This is a genomic window from Bacillus sp. Hm123 (assembly GCF_051842975.2).
In the GTDB taxonomy this organism is placed as follows: Bacteria; Bacillota; Bacilli; order Bacillales; family Domibacillaceae; genus Bacillus_CE.
The window spans coordinates 3,313,666-3,330,003 of the sequence record NZ_CM200277.1; the positions used below are offsets into that span (position 1 = coordinate 3,313,666).

Sequence of the window (16,338 nt, forward strand, 5' to 3'; positions counted from 1 at the left end):
GCTAACTTTTTGAAAGTTGTCATTTCAGGATTTTATGGATTAGGCAATACTGGGGATGAAGCGATCCTAGAAGCGATTGTAGATAATTTACGAAATGAAATCGATGATGTAGATATTACTGTATTTTCCCTATCACCAGAACAGACGGCAAAGGAACATAACGTCGATACCGTCTACCGCGGCTGGCGTCATGAAAATAAGGAGAAAGTGAAGGCACTCCGCCAAGCAGATGTATTAATTAGCGGCGGTGGTGGACTACTTCAAGATACATACCCGACGAAGTTCTTGTTCGGCCCGCTTCCTTATTATTTATTGATTGCCTTTTTAGCGAAGCTGTGCGGCGCAAGGGTGATGTTCTTCTCTCAAGGAATTGGCCCGGTCACTTCCACTTGGGGTAAGATATTAATGAAGGTTTTCGCTAACCGCGCTGATTTTGTGACGGTGCGTGACCAATATTCAAAGGATTATTTGCACAAGCTAGGCGTCACTCGTCCACAAACGGTCGTGACCGCCGATATCGTGTTTGCTTTCCAGAAGAAGGAAGACGATTCGTGCATGAAGAGCTTGTCGTTGACTGGCGATGAGAAACTCGTCGCTGTCTCGGTGCGCCCGTGGTTTGAGCATGATGATTATTATGAAAAGCTGGCGGATGCGCTCGATGAATTGATTATGACTGATGGTATTACGCCGGTGTTTGTACCGATGGAAGGCCACCATGATGTCGATGCATCGAAACGTGTGATGAAGTTAATGAAGAAAGCCGATGCTTGCCATTTGCTTGCTGGCGATTTCACACCGAATCAGTATTTGAATTTTATCGGAGAATGCGACATGACGATCGGCTTGCGATTGCATTCATTAATTTTCTCCGCTTTAACAGCTGTGCCTCATATCGGCATTAGCTATGATAAAAAGGTCGAGAGCTTGTTGAAGCGTTCTGGCATGTGGGATTATTCGTTCCGCTTGGAGGAGTTCGATGCAGAGAAACTGAAGGTGAACGCTCGTGAAGTGTTATCTCGCCGCGCAGAATTGAGTGAGACGGTGGCTGTGAATGCCGCTTCGATGCGCCGTGACGCCTTAGAAAATATTGAACTATTAAAGAAAAAATTTATGTAAGGGGAGGTTTTTTCGAATGAAGATTTTGCTTGCGACCGTGTACCATTATCCGCATACAGGTGGGTTATCAACTCACGTAGCCACGTTGAAGGCTGGATTGGAAGCACGCGGTCATGAAGTGGATATTTTATCATTTAGTGACATTCCTGAATTACAGCAAAATATGAAAGTGCGCGGCCCTGGCTTTTTAATGAATAAATTGTCTAAAGGGAAAGGCTTCGTATACGGCTTACAGACGCGAAAGAAAATGCTACAAAAGCTAATGGAAGCAGTGAAGCATAAAAATTATGATGTCGTGAATGCACAAGAAGTGTACGCAACATTTGCCGCTCTTGATGCCGGGATGCCTGTTGTCTCTACGGTGCATGGCTACTTAACGTATGAGGCGTTGAGTGCTGGAAACATTTTAAAGGATAGCGAAGAAGAGAAGTTTTTGATGGGTGAAGAAGTGAAGGCGTACCGCAGCACACGTGCGATTATTACAGTAGACACGCGTATTAAAGAGTACGTGCAACGTGAAGCCGGCATTACGGGTACGGCGATCCGCAACTTCATTAACGTCGATGACTTCCGTCCAGAAAAAGAGAAAAAAGCGGAATTTCGTCAAAAGCATGGCGTCGATGTCGATGTGCCTGTGTTCTTCGTCCCACGTCGCTTAACGAAGAAAAACGGCGTGATTTATCCGATTTTATCGTTGCCAGCAGTGTTAGAGAAATACCCGAATGCTCAGTTGATTTATGCAGGTACAGGCGAAGCGATGGATGAGATGAAACGATTGATTGCCGAGCATAAGCTAGAGAAGAATGTTCGTTTGTTAGGTGCGATTCCGCATGACGTCATTAAAGAGTTTTACGCGTTGGCGGACGTTGCGTTAGTGCCGAGCGTTCACTCTGCCGGCGTAGAAGAAGCTACTTCGATTTCCGCATTGGAAGCGATGGGCTCTGGCTCTCCACTGATCGCTTGTGCGGTTGGTGGACTGAAAGAAATCATCAATCACAACGTCGACGGATTGTTGACTGAAGAGAAAAACGTCGAAGAACTATCTGCGGCGATGATCGAGTTGCTCGATGATCCAGCGAAAGCTCAAGCATTTGCTGATCGCGCACGGAAGAAAATTGAAGATGAATACTCTCACATGGCCGCAGCTGAGAAATATGAAGAAATTTATATGCAGGCTGTGAAGTGAGTAGTGGGCCACCTCGCCTTGGGCGGGGTGGTTTTTTTTTGTGGGTGGGTTGGCGTGTGTGATGCCTAATTCGACATGTTTCTCGCCCGATTCGACAGCCTGGACGCCCAATTCCAGCGCCCGGGCGACTAATTCGACACACCTCACAACCAATACGACAAAAAACAAGCCCAATCACACAGGATTGGGCTTATTTCGGTAACGGCAAATAGTATTTTCTACTTCTTCGGTTGCCACTCTGGGTTAGATTCATCGCCCCGAGCAATTGTTTCGCAATGTTATTCGATTGCAGATGAAAGTAATGGCGAAATTGTTTGTTCGTGATGACGGGGCTATGCAGAAGAGCATAGTCTGCGAGCGCCGAAATGTGGGCGTCAGCCGATTGATGGTGACAACGCGGGCAACGCCACGTGCCGACTGCTCGTTTCATCGGTTGGTGCTGACATTTTTCACATTTAGCACCTGTTAATAGTTCATCTTCTGAAATTTGCAGCTGACCGAGTACATCGGGGCGATACGGTTGGTCATGTTGGTTCAATAACTGGGACAGCTTACTCATTGCTGTTCGAGTGAGCCGTTCGTTTGGATAGCTCTTATGAAGATGGTCGAATTTAAATGGAATGGCGCTGGCGTGGGTGACGATTTGGAGGACCGTTTTGTGGGTGTGATCATTTTTGATCATTGTAGTTGGGTTGCTGATGACGACGAATGGAACGATGGGTATGGCGGGGAATTTGTACGAAGCAAGCCACGATTCGAGCTAACGTTGTTGTCGGCGAACTTGTAAAATCGGGTCGGCGAAGGCTTCTTCTTTTTCCTCAGTAGTGCGGATGAGCTGATGAAAAGTTTCGTCAAAGAACAGCGCGCCGGCGATGTTTTTTACTTCGAGGATGACGATGACGTTCGGACAAATAATAAGGGTGTCTATTTGGAAAAAATAACCTCCGCTCGAAAGCCGCACATTGTGGAGAATGAGGTGGTCATCGGGGAGAAACGATAAGTAGTAGTCGATCGATTGCTCGCCGCGATATCCGGCTCGGCTTCTAGCCAATTCGTCTTCAATCATAGACTGTTTCATGTGGTGCTCAGGCAAGTTTCGCTTCAATGCCTCTAACATTGAGATCTTTAAGGGGATCGTTCTTGCTTTTACTAACACATTTTCACTCCTCTCTATAAGGAAATATTTCTACATCGTCTGACAATATTCCTTTGCAACATTTATGTTATTATTAGTTAGATTGATATTTTGAATGAGGTGGAGTTCGTGTCGTTAAAGAAAACGGCTCTTTGGCTTGTTGTGCTGTCGCTTGTCGTGAAGCTTTCGGGCTTTTTGCGGGAAAGTATTATTGCGCGCGAGTTTGGAGCGACTAGTTATACAGATGGATATTTATTGGCGTTTTCATTTATTACGTTAGTGATTGCGATTATTTCGGGCGGGTTTAACAACGTATTTTTACCGCTGTATGTCAAAAAGAAGAAAGAGGCACCGGAAGCGACCGAGCGAAATGCCAACGGAGTTATGAACGCAACAGTTGTCATCTTCTTGGCGATTTCCGTATTGGGATGGTTGCTTAGTCCGTGGTTTGTTCCGCTCATTTATCCAGAAATCACTGGATTAACGGCGGAAGTAACGATTGAAATTACGCAATTTTTCTTCTTATTTATGAGTGCGATTGCGTTGAATGGGATTTTGGATTCTTATTTGCAAGCGCAGCGAATTTTCGTCCCGTCACAAATGTCGAAGCTATCAGCTACGTTGATGGGAGCCGTGTTTGCGCTGCTGTTCTCTGATCAGTGGGGCATTAACAGCTTAGCGTACGGATTCATTTTCGGAACACTTGTTGGGATCGGGATTCAATTATTTTTCCTATTGAGAAAAGGGTATCAATGGCAGCCGACACTTAAAGTAGAAGAAGAATTCCGGCGCTCCTTTCTTGTGTTGCTCGTGCCTTCGCTATTAAATGCCGGAGTTGGACAAATTAATATGTTTGTCAATAAAGCCTTTGCGGTGAGTACGGTTCCGGGGGCGGTCACTTATTTAAACAATGCGAGCTTGATTACGAGCATTCCGCATACGATTTATGGAACGACGATTGCCGTCGTGATTTTCACGCTATTGTCTGAACAAGTGAACAATAAGAAGAAGTTTCAAGATACGTTTTTCATGGGGATACAAATTTCTTTAGTGACGCTCGCTCCGATTGCGGCCGGCTTGTTCCTCGTTGGAGAAGAAGCGATTTCCTTTATTTTCGAGCGCGGGAAGTTCGGTGCGGATGACACGCATAATACGTATTTAGCACTAGTGTATTATTTGCCGATCGTTGTCGCGCAAGGTCTGCAGTACATCGTCTCGAAATCGATGTACGCTCAAGGGAAAACGAAGATTGTGTTCCGCATTAGTGTTACGACGATTGCATTGAATTTCTTTTTGAACTGGCTATTTGTCGAGCCGTTCGGCTACCCTGGCCTGGCGCTGACAGGCTCGTTTGTTTCCGTTTATTATTTAATCGTGAGTACGATTTTTGTTTATAAAGACTTCGAGAAAAAAGAAGCGACACGCTTATTTGGCTTAATCGCCCGAGTGACAGTTGTTACTGCGGTGATGGTCGGACCGCTTTATTTGTTAAAAGCGTATACGCCAATTTCTGAGCTGTATTCGCTTTGGCAACTAATGATCATCGTGCCGCTTGGAGTTGTGCTGTATATTGCTGGTTTGTTTGTATTTTATAAAGAAGGCTTCCGCCAGCTGTTGTCGATGGTGAAGCGGAAAGTTAAATAGTAGTGTGCGGTACTGGGTCGCATGACTAATTCGACATCGTTCTCGCCCAATTCGACACAATTCATGCCCAATTTAGCCTACGCCACGCCCAAAAACATGGCGTAGGTGACTAATTCTCCCCAAAAAAGCCTTTAAAGCGACCGCTTTAAAGGCTTTTTGACTTACTTTGCAATTGGTAATGGCGTTAAGTAGCGAGAATTGATATAGCCCTCGTTGTATCTCAAGTCGTCTGAGATAATTTTTTGCCAAGTTCTTGATTGACCAAGGTACGCAACTGGCATACCTTTTGACTTGTATTTATATCGAAGCGTGCCGTTTGGTGTCGCACGAACATTAAGTTCAGCGGCATTAGTTACACCTAGTTGATATTTGCCGAAGTCTTTACGTCCGAGCGCTTTGTCGATGCGGTACATATGTCCGCCGACTTTGGCGCCCCACCATGCATCAGAAGCGTATTTCACATTGATGCCGTTCGCTTTTGTTCCTGGTGCACTACCGTAAGCACGCCACGTATTCGGCATTAAGTAGCCACCCCGCCAATCGATATTCGCATTCATATATTGATCAGCCAATGCATACACACTTTCTGCTGGCGATTTAAATTTCGCCCCTTGATCCGGTGTGCTATCGTACACGGCGATGCCAAATAAGTTGTTGATAGTTTGTGCGTGTTTACTCATACCATAATCACTTTCATGATTGGCCATCGCTAGTATCATCAGCGCATTAACTCGCTTTTCTGCCTCTACTTTTTTCAATGTCTTACCGAGACCGATCAGCTTACTCTTCTTCGTCGCACCTTTATATTTGGCGAAACCTGTTGCTTCTTTTTCGGCGAGAACTTTTTTAATATAGCTATCTAGTTGAGCTGCTGTGTAGTTTGTTTTCGTTCTAGCAGATAGAAATTGGAAATATTGATAGGAAGTACCTACCTTCTTTCCTGCTCCGTTGTAAAAAATTGCACCATCAAAGCTATAGTACTTCTGATTTTTGCTCATAAATGAAGGAGCGACGCCTGCATTATACTTGATGTACGTATTCTTATCGTAGCTATAAAGATAGTGATAAAGCTCGCCATTCACATTTTCGTAGTAGTTGCGACCTTTCGCGCTTTCAAATGGAACAAGCAAGGTATCAGCCGGTTTCATATAGAATTTTTCCCCACCGATATATACTTGGACAAATTGATTTGTCGATGTCACGTACTTTAACTCAGTCGTTCCATATTTAGCAGAGCTAGGTACAGATGCTTTAACCGTTTTAAATTTTGGGTCCGTATATAAATTGACCGTCGCTGCTGATTTTGACTTGGCGTACACTAATCCACTGTGTGCTTTCATATAAATGATCTTCTTGTTGAGTGTGACGATTTCTTTCTTTTGGCTTGTCATCGCCTGTTTTGCTTCTTTAAACGAGTTATAAGAGGTAGACGTGTAAGTCAACTTTCCATTCTTATCAATATTAGCTACTTGATAAGGCTTGACTGGTTCTGGTTTGATGTCCTGTCCTGTTGCCTTTAACAAACGATAAATAAACGCCGCTGCGTGAGCACGAGTTGTTCGTTCGTCTGGACGAAACGTATATTTGTCATAACCTGAAATGATGTTAAGTGCTACATTTTTATGAATCGCACTTTTCTCATCTGAGCTTAAATGACTAATGTCGGAAAAAGAAGATTCTGTATATGTAACATCTACTTTTAAATAATCTAAAGAGTTGCTAATCATAACAGCGGCATCTTTTCTTGTCACGAATGCTCTTGGATTGAATTTTCCATTCGAATCTCCGCTCACAATGTTTGCTGCGGCCGCTGCGTTTATTCCATAAGCCAGTGAAGATCCAGGTGGCACATCAGTAAAAACTGGCTTGCCCTTTGGAAGCTTCAGTGCACGAGCGATAAAATTCACAAACTCCCCCCGTGTCACTTTTTTCCCCGGCTTATACACTCCATCGCCATAACCGTGCATAACTCCTGCTTCAACCATCGCCCGAAGTTCTTTTTCCAACGTAATCCCTGAAATATCATCTGCCTTTGCTGTTAAAGGAGAGAGGAATGGAAACAACAAAACTAGCGACATCATCATGGTGAAAAATTTCCTTAACATAAAAAATGATACTCCTTTCTATTTTTTACATACTTTTCTATTCTATCGTATCACAAATAGTAAATTAAGGGTTTAATAGAATTTTAGGGAAAACACAAAAGGGTTCGTGCCTAATCCGACATAAATCTCGCCCAATTCGACACGATTCACGCCCAATTTATCCTTCGCTACGCCCAAAAACATGGCATAATAGAAAAAACCTTTAAAGCGACTGCTTTAAAGGTTTTTTGACTTATTTTGCAATTGGTAATGTCGTTAAGTAACGGGAACTAACGTAGCCTTCTTGGTATCGTAAGTCGTCCGAGACGATTTTTTGCCAAGTTGTTCCTGCGCTTGCTGTTGTGCTACCAAGGTAAGCAACTGGCATTCCTTTTAGTTTGTATTGATATTGAATTGTGCCATTCGGTGTCGCGCGAACATTGAGTCCTTCAATGTTCGTTTGACCTAGCTTATATTTGTTAAAGTCTTTGCGTCCAAGCGCTTTGTCGATGCGATGCATATGACCGCCCACTTTAGAGCCCCACCATGCGTCGGAAGCATACTTGACATTGATGCCGTTCGCTTTCGTACCTGGTGCGCTACCGTATGATCGCCATGTGTTTGGCATTAAATAGCCGCCTCGCCAGTCGTTATTAGCATTCAAGTATTGATCAGCCAATGCATATACACTATCTCCTGGTGTTTTAAAACTTGCTCCTTGATCTGGTGTGCTATCGTACACAGCGATACCAAATAAGTTGTTAATTGTTAATGCATGTTTACTCATACCGTAATCACTTTCATGGTTGGCCATTGCTAGAATCATCAGCGCATTGATTCGTTTTTCCGCCTCTACTTTTTTCAATGTCTTACCGAGACCGATCAACTTACTTTTCTTCGTCGCATCTTTGTATTTGGCTAAACCTGTTGCTTCTTTTTCAGCTAGAACTTTCATAATATAGCTATCTAGTTCAGCTGCTGTGTAGTTCGATGTTGTTCTTGCAGATAGAAATTGGAAATATTGATAGGCTGTGCCTACTTTATTTCCTTGTTCATTGTAAAAGTTTGCACCATCAAAGCTGTAATATTTCTGATTGCTACCCATAAATGAAGGAGCGACTCCTGCATTATAAGAAGCATATTTACTTGTATCATAATTATAGAGATAATGATACAGCTCGCCATTGACATTTTTGTAGTAGCTACGACCTTTTGCCCCTTCAAATGGAACAAGTAAAGTGTCGCTCGGCTTCATATAATAGTCTTCTCCACCAATATTCACTTGAACATATTGTTCAGTGGACGTCACATATTTTAATTCGGTGGTTCCGTATGTAGCGGAACTAGATACATAGGTTTTCGCTGTTTTCAACACCGAATCGGTATATAAGTTAACCGTTGCCGCCGATTTTGGCTTGGCATATACTAATCCGCTGTTCTCTTTCATATAAATGATTTTTTGATTAAACGTGACTAATTCATTCCCTTGACTTGTCATCGCACGCTTTGCTTCTTCAAAAGAATCATAGGAAGTCGAAGCGTACGTTACCGTTCCAGTCGAATCGATATTGGCTACTTGATAAGGTTTGACTGGCTCTGGTTCTGGTTTCGGTTCTGGTTCTGGTTTTGGATCCGGATCTGGCTCGGGCGGCGGTGTTCCTCCCCCGTCCAAATTCTCTACAGCTTGTAGCATGCGGTAAATAAATGCGGCTGCATGGGCACGTGTTGCTTGATCATTTGGACGGAACGTGTTATCTGGAAATCCCGATATAATGTTAAGAGCCACGCTTTTACTGATCGCTTTCTTATGAGCGGAATTTAACCCTTCAATATCAGAAAAAGTCGCTATATTATACGTTGTATCTACATTTAAATAATTTAATGCGTTATTAATGATTAACGCCATATCTGTTCTTGTAATCAGGAATTGTGGATTAAACTTGCCATCTGTATATCCATTGACAATCTTTGCGGCGGCGGCTGCATTGATTCCAGAAGAAAGCTTAGAACTTGTTGGAACATCCGGAAAAATCGCTGGTCCTTCTGGAAGTTCTAATGCCCTAGAAATAAAAGTGGCAAACTCTCCTCTTGTTATTTGTTGGTTTGGTTTATAGACTCCGTTACCATAGCCTTTCATAATGCCCGCTTCTATCATTGCCCGCATTTCTTTTTCCAGTGTTATTCCGGTAATATCATCTGCTTTTACGTTTAAAGGAGATAAAAGGGGGAATAACAAAATTAGAGACATAATTACAGCAAAAAATTTTTTTTGCATAGAAGATGGTACTCCTTTCAATACCCGTTTTTTAACACTCTCTTATTCTATCTGATACAAAATGATAAATTAAGAGTTTTTAGGATTTTTTATGTAATTTCTAAAAAAAAGCCTTGGAAAGATTCCAAGACTTCACTTAAAAGTTCATAGCGTTATAAAGAGCGGCAGAGAATACAGCACGAGTCGCACGGTGAGACCCGTAATAGTTTTCCGTTTTAAATACGCCTGTTTCGTCAATTGATTTCATCGCTACAATTGCATCATGAGCCCAACTGCTAGAAGGAACATCTTTATAGCCATTGCTTGCTGCTGTTGCATCGCCTAGATTTAAATCAAATGCTCTTTTAGCGATAACTGCCATTTCCGTTCGAGTAATATAGGCATTTGGTCGATAAGTTCCATCTGGGTAACCATTAATAATGCCAGACTCACGCATCGCTGCAATGTCTTTTGCAAATCGATTAGATGATAATACATCTTTGAAATAAGAAACGTTTGCTGGTTGATTCTTCAACACTCGGTTAATAAGGGCTGCTGCTTGTCCGCGTGTAATAGGATCATTCGGTCTGAAAGTGTAATCATCAAAGCCTTGAATGATATTTTTATCAGTTAAATCATCAATCGCATCATAAGCTAGATGACTTTCTGATAAATCTTTGAATTTGCCATCAACTACACGTTTAGCTCCTGCATATTTCGGTCCCCAGTAAGAGTTACTTAAAGAAACAAGAGCAATCCCTTTACTAGTCGTTGCATTTAAAACTTGATTATTTCCTGCGTAAATCCCCACATGTGAAATCCCACGCTTATATGTATTTTTGAAGAAAACTAGATCCCCTGGCTTTAACTGACTCTTCGCAACAGAAGTTCCTACACGATATTGCTCTCCTGTCGTTCGCGGAATTGATATCCCATGTTTTTTATAAACATACTGAGTGAACCCTGAACAGTCAAATCCTCTTGGAGTGGTTCCGCCAAATACATAACGTACTCCCATGAAATTCTTACCGTAACTTACCATTGACTCCCCGATCGATGCTGCTTGCGTACGTGATGTTGGTAGGAAAATTGTCAATGTAAGCATAAAGGCAATAGAAAAAACCAAAAACTTCCTGTACCTATTCACTTACTAACCTCCTAAAATATCTCTCTCGTTTGATGTTGATTCTATTTTAACAAAAATATACCTAGCTTTCATTTACGGTTGTATTACATTACTATTTCGTCATGTAAATAAAAAAAGCCTGTTAAATCAAGCTTTTTCTACAAAACACCACATGTTTTTTTCATAATTCAACCATTTTAATATTTATTATCTATTTATATTACAAATACAAATAACTATGAAACATTATAGTTATTTTATGGAACAGAAATAAGTTCCTCATCTTCAAAAAAAGCTGCCCACATCGTGGACAGCTTTCGCTAGTTTGTCACTCTTAAGTCTTTATTTTTAGTTCTTGCTAGAAAGACAGAGAAGCTAGCACGATCAATCGTGCCATACGGGCGGAATGTTCCATCAAGATAGCCGCTGACAATATTTTCAGCCGCTAACGCGTTAATGTAGCCACTACCTGTTACACGTGAATTAATATCTTTAAAAGCATTATTTGTTTTAGGAGCCACTTCATAAGCTCTAGCTATAAGTATCGCCATTTGTGCGCGTGTCACTTGCTCATTTGGGCGGAATGTGCCATCAGGGTAACCACTTACGAAATTTTGAGTAGCTAACGCTTCGATGTATGGAGCACTAGCACCAACTTTTGCATCTTTAAACGTCGTTGGTCGTTTCGACGTGTCTAGTTCTAGCGCTCTAGCAATTAAAATTGACGCCTCGCCACGCGTAAGCAGCTTCGTTGGTCGAATGGTCTCATCAGGATACCCTTGCACAATCTTTTGGTGGTACAAATATGTTATGTAGCGATTGTACCAATGAGAAAGGGATAAGTCCTTAAAGGCTGGTCCAGGATTGTTCACTTCTAAATTAACAAAGTTCAATTCTCCTGATGGATCAGCTGAAGGATAAAAATGATACTCCACCGTTCCTTTTGATGCATAATCGACCACTTCGGTAGCTGTTACATTGCTAGCAATCAGCTTGCCAGCACGATACATATTAAAGCTATTGTATTTATTGATCAGTTGGCTAGTGTCAAACGTGATCTTTCCTTGACCGTCCGTTATGTATGGAACAGCGATCTCTCCATTCACTGATTGTTTATCTATTTGAGCCAAACCATAGCCGTAATAGATGTCACGACCTTTACCACCAAGGTCCATGGCATTTTTCTGTAGTAACATTCGAATTTGACGATTCGTCATTTCCGGATATTTCTCTTTATACAATGCGATAAGACCCGTCACATAAGGTGCGGCCATCGAAGTACCTGACATCGTCTCATAGCCACTCACATATAGTGAAGTCGGAACGGTGCTATAAATATTTTCACCTGGGGCAGCCAATTCCACTTCGCTACCGATAGAAGACAGTTCTCCAATTTGTTTCTTGTTATCGATCGAAGAAACGGCCATCACTTCATCGAACCTGGCTGGATACTGAACCGAGGATTGGTCTCCTGCCCATGGTGGACCTTCATTTCCTGCTGCTGCGACAATGATTACACCACGATCATAGGCTTGTTTCACCATTCGTTCTAATGCTTCATCATATCGAGGAGCTGTAATACTAATATTCAACACATCGATGTCTCGCTCAATCGCCCATTCAATACCTGCCATAATCGTTGAAGTTGTACCTATTCCTCTTTTATCCAACACTTTAATGGAATAGAGCTGGGCTTGCGGTGCGACTCCTACTACGCCGATGCTGTTATTTTTTGCTCCGATAACGCCTGCAACATGGGTTCCATGCCCCGCATCGTCATTGTAAGAATTACTACAACCTCGTATATCAATGATTCTCATCATACAAGCCCCGCCTGCAATGCGTAAATCCGGATGCTTCGTATCGACACCTGAATCAATAATACCGATTTTGACCCCTTTACCGCTTAAAGTAGATGGAACTCGCTTGTCAGCTCCGATCATTTTATAGCCGTAAGGAATGATCTGACCGCTTTTTTCTATTGGTTGGTCGTATTGAATCATTTGAATGTCTGGATGGCTTGCAAGTAATTGTTTCTGATCTTCTGTCACGTTCACTGCTGCGGCAGGTAGTTCATCAAAGATAAAATTAATCTCTTCAGTGTTTTCTTCTAATAATGCCCGATTGACTTCATTATGAAAAAACACGATCGCTCTTTTCTCTTCAATCGTGTTTGCATTGGAAATGGATGGGGTAATAGAAAAGAAGAATAGTGCAGCAAAGAATAGAAGATAGCATTTCATGTCTTTCACAACATTCACCTCTCTCTTTTTGTAAAAAAATAAAAGGAAGACTATTAAGCCTCCCTTTCATTTTAACGTGAATGCGATGATTATTCTATTTTATTTTATTTACTATTTTGCGACAGAATATAACGAGTCGACTTTATATCCTTTTGCTTTATAGTAATCTAAAGTACCATAGTAAATCGCTTTCGCTGCTGCATTTTGCCAGTAGTCTGATTTCAGCTTGGCATTATCTTTCTTGTTGTCAATGAAGCCTAACTCTAGCAAAGTAGCCGGCATATTGTTTTCACGGATGACGTGTAAACTCTTCGTTTTGACGCCACGATCCTGTAAGTTCCACGCCGCGATCAGACGTTTTTGAATCTTCGTTGCTAGCAATTTACTATCTGCTGTATGCGGGTTTTTTCTAGAAGCATAATAGTATGTTTCTGTTCCATTTGCTGATCCATTAAACGCATTCGCGTGAATACTAATAAATGTATTTCCTTTCACTGCTTGCGCATAGCTTACGCGCCCACTAAGAGACACATATTTATCAGTCGAACGTGTCATCTTTACTTGGAAAGGTGATTTCTTGAAAATTTCGTTGACCTTTAAACCTGTTGCTAGTACAACGTCTTTTTCTTTAATACCGTAACCAATCGCACCAGGGTCACTGCCCCCGTGACCAGGGTCAAGAACAATCACTTGGTCCTTAATTCGCGGATCGTAGTTGCCTGTTGGTGGTTCTGGTTTCGGATCCGGATTCGTTGCCCCTCCAGAGTCCCCTTTTCCATCTAAGTAATTGCCGTGTACAAAACCTTTAATAGAGCCTGCTTTTATGTAGTACCATGCTCCTACTGAATAAGCACCTTGTACAGCTAACCCTTTGTTCAATGAACCAACCTTTCCGTAAGCTGAATTCGGACCCTTTCGTACATTCAGGTTATTTGTGTTCACTGTAAGGTCTTGGTCGAATTTAACCGTATTTGCTTTCACACGGTAGTCAGGGTTGATCGCTCTCGCTAAAAAGACGGAAAAATCCGCTCGAATAATCGATTGATTAAAACCGAAAGACCCATCCGCTAAACCTTGAGCAATCCCTCGAGATAAAAGAGCTTGAGCTGCTCCACTACTTGAATTATTAAACGAGTAGCCAAATGCCTTACTAATCATGATCGCCATTTCACCGCGTGTCACTACTTTACCCGGCTTGAAACTACCATCTCCATATCCAGAAACAATTCCTTTGTCTACAGCTGATTGGATATAGCCAGAAGCAAATATCCCTGAACCAACATCTGTAAAGCTTGTTGATCTCTGTGTACCATTTAATTGAAGTGCACGTCCAATTAATGCGACTGCCTCTGCACGAGTAACAGTTTTGCTAGGGCTAAATCGAGAACTAGATACCCCGTTAGCAATTCCTCCATCAACTAAATAATTAATCTCTTTCGCTGCGCGATGTGAGCTTGGCACATCTGAGAAAGTACTAGCAAATGCAGTACTTTTTACCCCTAACATAGGAATGACTAAAAGAAACGACAAAAAAACTAAAAAAGCCCTTCTCTTCACACTCCTACCTCCCTTCTTATTTGCCTTCATTCTAACATATCTATTTTAAAATCGAATCCCCTTCTACGAAGCTATTATTTACATTACATGGGGCGATATGATTAAACCAATAGTTTATGGGTTGTATTACCAAAAAAATTTAATATTTGTAACGGCAATGAAATGTTTAGAAATAACTGAAATCTCTCTCTTTCTCGCCATTTAAATGGTCATCCTCAAAAAAATAGAAGGGGGATATTGAACATCCCCCTTCTATATATACCGATTATTCTATTTTGCAACAGAGTATAGTGAGTCTACTTTATATCCTTTTGCTTTATAGTAGTCTAGCACTCCATAATAAATCGCTTTTGCTGCTTCGTTTTGCCAGTAATCGGATTTCAACTTTTGATTTTCACTCTTGTTGCTAATGAAACCTAGCTCTAATAAAGTAGATGGCATCGTAGTTTTGCGAATAACGTAGAAATCTGCCGTTTTAACCTTACGATCCTTTAAGTTCCAAGCTTCAAGCAAACGTTTTTGAATCTTCGTTGCTAACAATTTACTATCGTCCGTACGAGAATTCTTTCTTGAAGCATAGTAGTATGTTTCTGTCCCATTCGCGGATTCTTTTGAGTGCGAGTTGGCATGAATACTAACGAATATATCTCCGTTCACCTGTTGGGCATACTTGACACGATTTGCAAGTGATATATATTTATCTGTCGAGCGAGTCATCTTTACTTGGAGAGGTGATTTCTTGAAAATTTCGTTCGCCTTTAAACCCACTGCTAGAACCACATCTTTCTCTCTAACACCATAAGCCATCGCACCAGGGTGCTTGCCGCCATGACCAGGGTCAAGAATAACCACTTGATCTTTAATTCGCGGATCGTAATTGCCTGTCGGTGGTTCTGGTTTCGGTTTCGGATCTGGATTCGTTGCCCCTCCAGAGTCCCCTTTTCCATCTAAGTAATGACCATGTACAAAACCTTTAATAGAGCCTGCTTTTATGTAGTACCATGCTCCTACTGAATAAGCACCTTGTACAGCTAACCCTTTATTCAATGAGCCTACCTTTCCGTAAGCTGAATTCGGACCCTTTCGTACATTCAAATCATTTGTGTTCACTTTAAGGTCTTGGTCGAATTTAACCGTGTTTGCTTTCACACGGAAGTCAGGGTTGATCGCTCTCGCTAAAAAGACGGAAAAATCCGCTCGAATAATCGATTGATTGAAGCCGAAAGAACCATCCGCTAAACCTTGAGCAATCCCTCGAGATAAAAGAGCTTGAGCCGCTCCGCTACTTGAATTATTAAACGAGTAGCCAAACGCCTTGCTAATCATGATCGCCATTTCACCGCGTGTCACTACTTTGCTCGGTTTAAAGCTACCATCCCCATATCCAGAAACAATTCCTTTGTCTACAGCTGATTGAATATAACCAGAAGCAAACATCCCTGAACCAACATCCTTGAAACTCGTTGAGCGTTGTATGCCGTCTAGTTGTAGCGCACGTCCAATGAAGGCAACCGCTTCTGCCCGTGTCAATACTTTGTTCGGACTGAACCGCCCATCAATTCCCCCGTTAACAATACCACCTTGAGATAAATAACTAATCTCTTTCGCTCCTCGATGTGAGCTTGGCACATCTACAAAATTACTCGCCAAAGCTGTATGTTTAAAGCTTGCTGTAGAGAGGATTAAAAGAAACGACAAAAAAACTAAAAAAACTCCTTTCCTCACACACTTACCTCCTTTATCATTTTCTACCATTCTATCAGATATATCCCAAATGCAAATCCCCCCTCGGCAAAGGTTCGAGCAATGTTACAGCAAATAACGCAATAGAACTAACAATTTGCGAGTTATATTGACAAAAAATTTAATGTTTGTAATATAAACGAAATCACTGAAACCAAATGAAATGTATTAATTGATTTAGGATTCACATTTTTTATTTAAGAGATTTGTTCTATAATGAGGGGATACGAGTAAATACGAACGGAGGCCC

11 protein-coding genes are annotated in these 16,338 nt (G+C 41.8%); 3 read left to right on the plus strand and 8 right to left on the minus strand.

The genetic code is table 11. The features are described from left to right. The first annotated feature begins 9 nt into the window (after positions 1-9). Together csaB and ACSVDJ_RS17290 are read left to right on the plus strand one after the other, a co-directional pair. Complete coding sequence (csaB, locus tag ACSVDJ_RS17285) at positions 10-1,116, plus strand: polysaccharide pyruvyl transferase CsaB (RefSeq protein ID WP_439167547.1); 1,107 nt, start codon at positions 10-12, stop codon at positions 1,114-1,116. 16 nt (positions 1,117-1,132) lie between these two features. Continuing rightward, entirely contained in the window at positions 1,133-2,302 is a 1,170-nt protein-coding gene (locus ACSVDJ_RS17290) for a glycosyltransferase family 4 protein (protein ID WP_439167549.1), read from the plus strand. Positions 2,303-2,492: 190 nt separating this feature from the next. On the opposite strand, the gene ACSVDJ_RS17295 is transcribed toward ACSVDJ_RS17290, so the two are convergent. Both ACSVDJ_RS17295 and ACSVDJ_RS17300 read right to left on the minus strand, forming a co-directional pair. After that, a complete protein-coding gene (locus tag ACSVDJ_RS17295) occupies positions 2,493-2,861 on the minus strand; it encodes a hypothetical protein (protein WP_439167550.1) in 369 nt (122 codons plus the stop codon). A 201-nt stretch (positions 2,862-3,062) separates the two neighbouring features. Beyond that, complete coding sequence (locus ACSVDJ_RS17300) at positions 3,063-3,458, minus strand: nuclease-related domain-containing protein (protein ID WP_439167551.1); 396 nt, start codon at positions 3,456-3,458, stop codon at positions 3,063-3,065. Positions 3,459-3,566: 108 nt separating this feature from the next. On the opposite strand from ACSVDJ_RS17300, the gene murJ reads away from it, so the two are divergent. Beyond that, positions 3,567-5,081, plus strand: a complete 1,515-nt coding sequence (gene murJ / locus ACSVDJ_RS17305; RefSeq protein ID WP_439167552.1) for a murein biosynthesis integral membrane protein MurJ — start codon at positions 3,567-3,569, stop codon at positions 5,079-5,081. Positions 5,082-5,242: 161 nt separating this feature from the next. Here murJ and ACSVDJ_RS17310 read toward each other — a convergent pair whose 3' ends face one another. From ACSVDJ_RS17310 to ACSVDJ_RS17335, 6 genes are all read right to left on the minus strand, one after another. Next, positions 5,243-7,186, minus strand: a complete 1,944-nt coding sequence (locus ACSVDJ_RS17310; protein WP_439167554.1) for an S-layer homology domain-containing protein — start codon at positions 7,184-7,186, stop codon at positions 5,243-5,245. A 232-nt stretch (positions 7,187-7,418) separates the two neighbouring features. After that, the gene (locus ACSVDJ_RS17315; RefSeq protein ID WP_439167556.1) at positions 7,419-9,440 is read right to left on the minus strand and encodes an S-layer homology domain-containing protein; all 2,022 of its coding nucleotides are present in this window, start codon (positions 9,438-9,440) and stop codon (positions 7,419-7,421) included. Between the two features lie 136 nt (positions 9,441-9,576). Then, positions 9,577-10,566, minus strand: coding sequence for a C40 family peptidase (locus ACSVDJ_RS17320; protein WP_439167558.1), 990 nt, complete (start codon positions 10,564-10,566; stop codon positions 9,577-9,579). Positions 10,567-10,865: 299 nt separating this feature from the next. Then, positions 10,866-12,788, minus strand: coding sequence for a S8 family peptidase (locus tag ACSVDJ_RS17325; RefSeq protein ID WP_439167927.1), 1,923 nt, complete (start codon positions 12,786-12,788; stop codon positions 10,866-10,868). A 111-nt stretch (positions 12,789-12,899) separates the two neighbouring features. After that, a complete protein-coding gene (locus ACSVDJ_RS17330) occupies positions 12,900-14,345 on the minus strand; it encodes an N-acetylmuramoyl-L-alanine amidase (protein WP_439167559.1) in 1,446 nt (481 codons plus the stop codon). Positions 14,346-14,615: 270 nt separating this feature from the next. After that, positions 14,616-16,070: an N-acetylmuramoyl-L-alanine amidase gene (locus ACSVDJ_RS17335; protein ID WP_439167560.1), complete on the minus strand. Its 1,455-nt coding sequence runs from the start codon at positions 16,068-16,070 to the stop codon at positions 14,616-14,618. Positions 16,071-16,338 lie beyond the last annotated feature (268 nt).

What these genes read in the sequence shown, in the direction of transcription:
- ACSVDJ_RS17295 (WP_439167550.1), bottom strand. Translation starts at nt 2,861, where the DNA reads ATGAGTAAGCTGTCCCAGTTATTGAACCAACATGACCAACCGTATCGC.
- ACSVDJ_RS17315 (WP_439167556.1), bottom strand. Translation starts at nt 9,440, where the DNA reads ATGCAAAAAAAATTTTTTGCTGTAATTATGTCTCTAATTTTGTTATTC.
- ACSVDJ_RS17290 (WP_439167549.1), top strand. Translation starts at nt 1,133, where the DNA reads ATGAAGATTTTGCTTGCGACCGTGTACCATTATCCGCATACAGGTGGG.
- ACSVDJ_RS17310 (WP_439167554.1), bottom strand. Translation starts at nt 7,186, where the DNA reads ATGTTAAGGAAATTTTTCACCATGATGATGTCGCTAGTTTTGTTGTTT.
- ACSVDJ_RS17325 (WP_439167927.1), bottom strand. Translation starts at nt 12,788, where the DNA reads ATGAAATGCTATCTTCTATTCTTTGCTGCACTATTCTTCTTTTCTATT.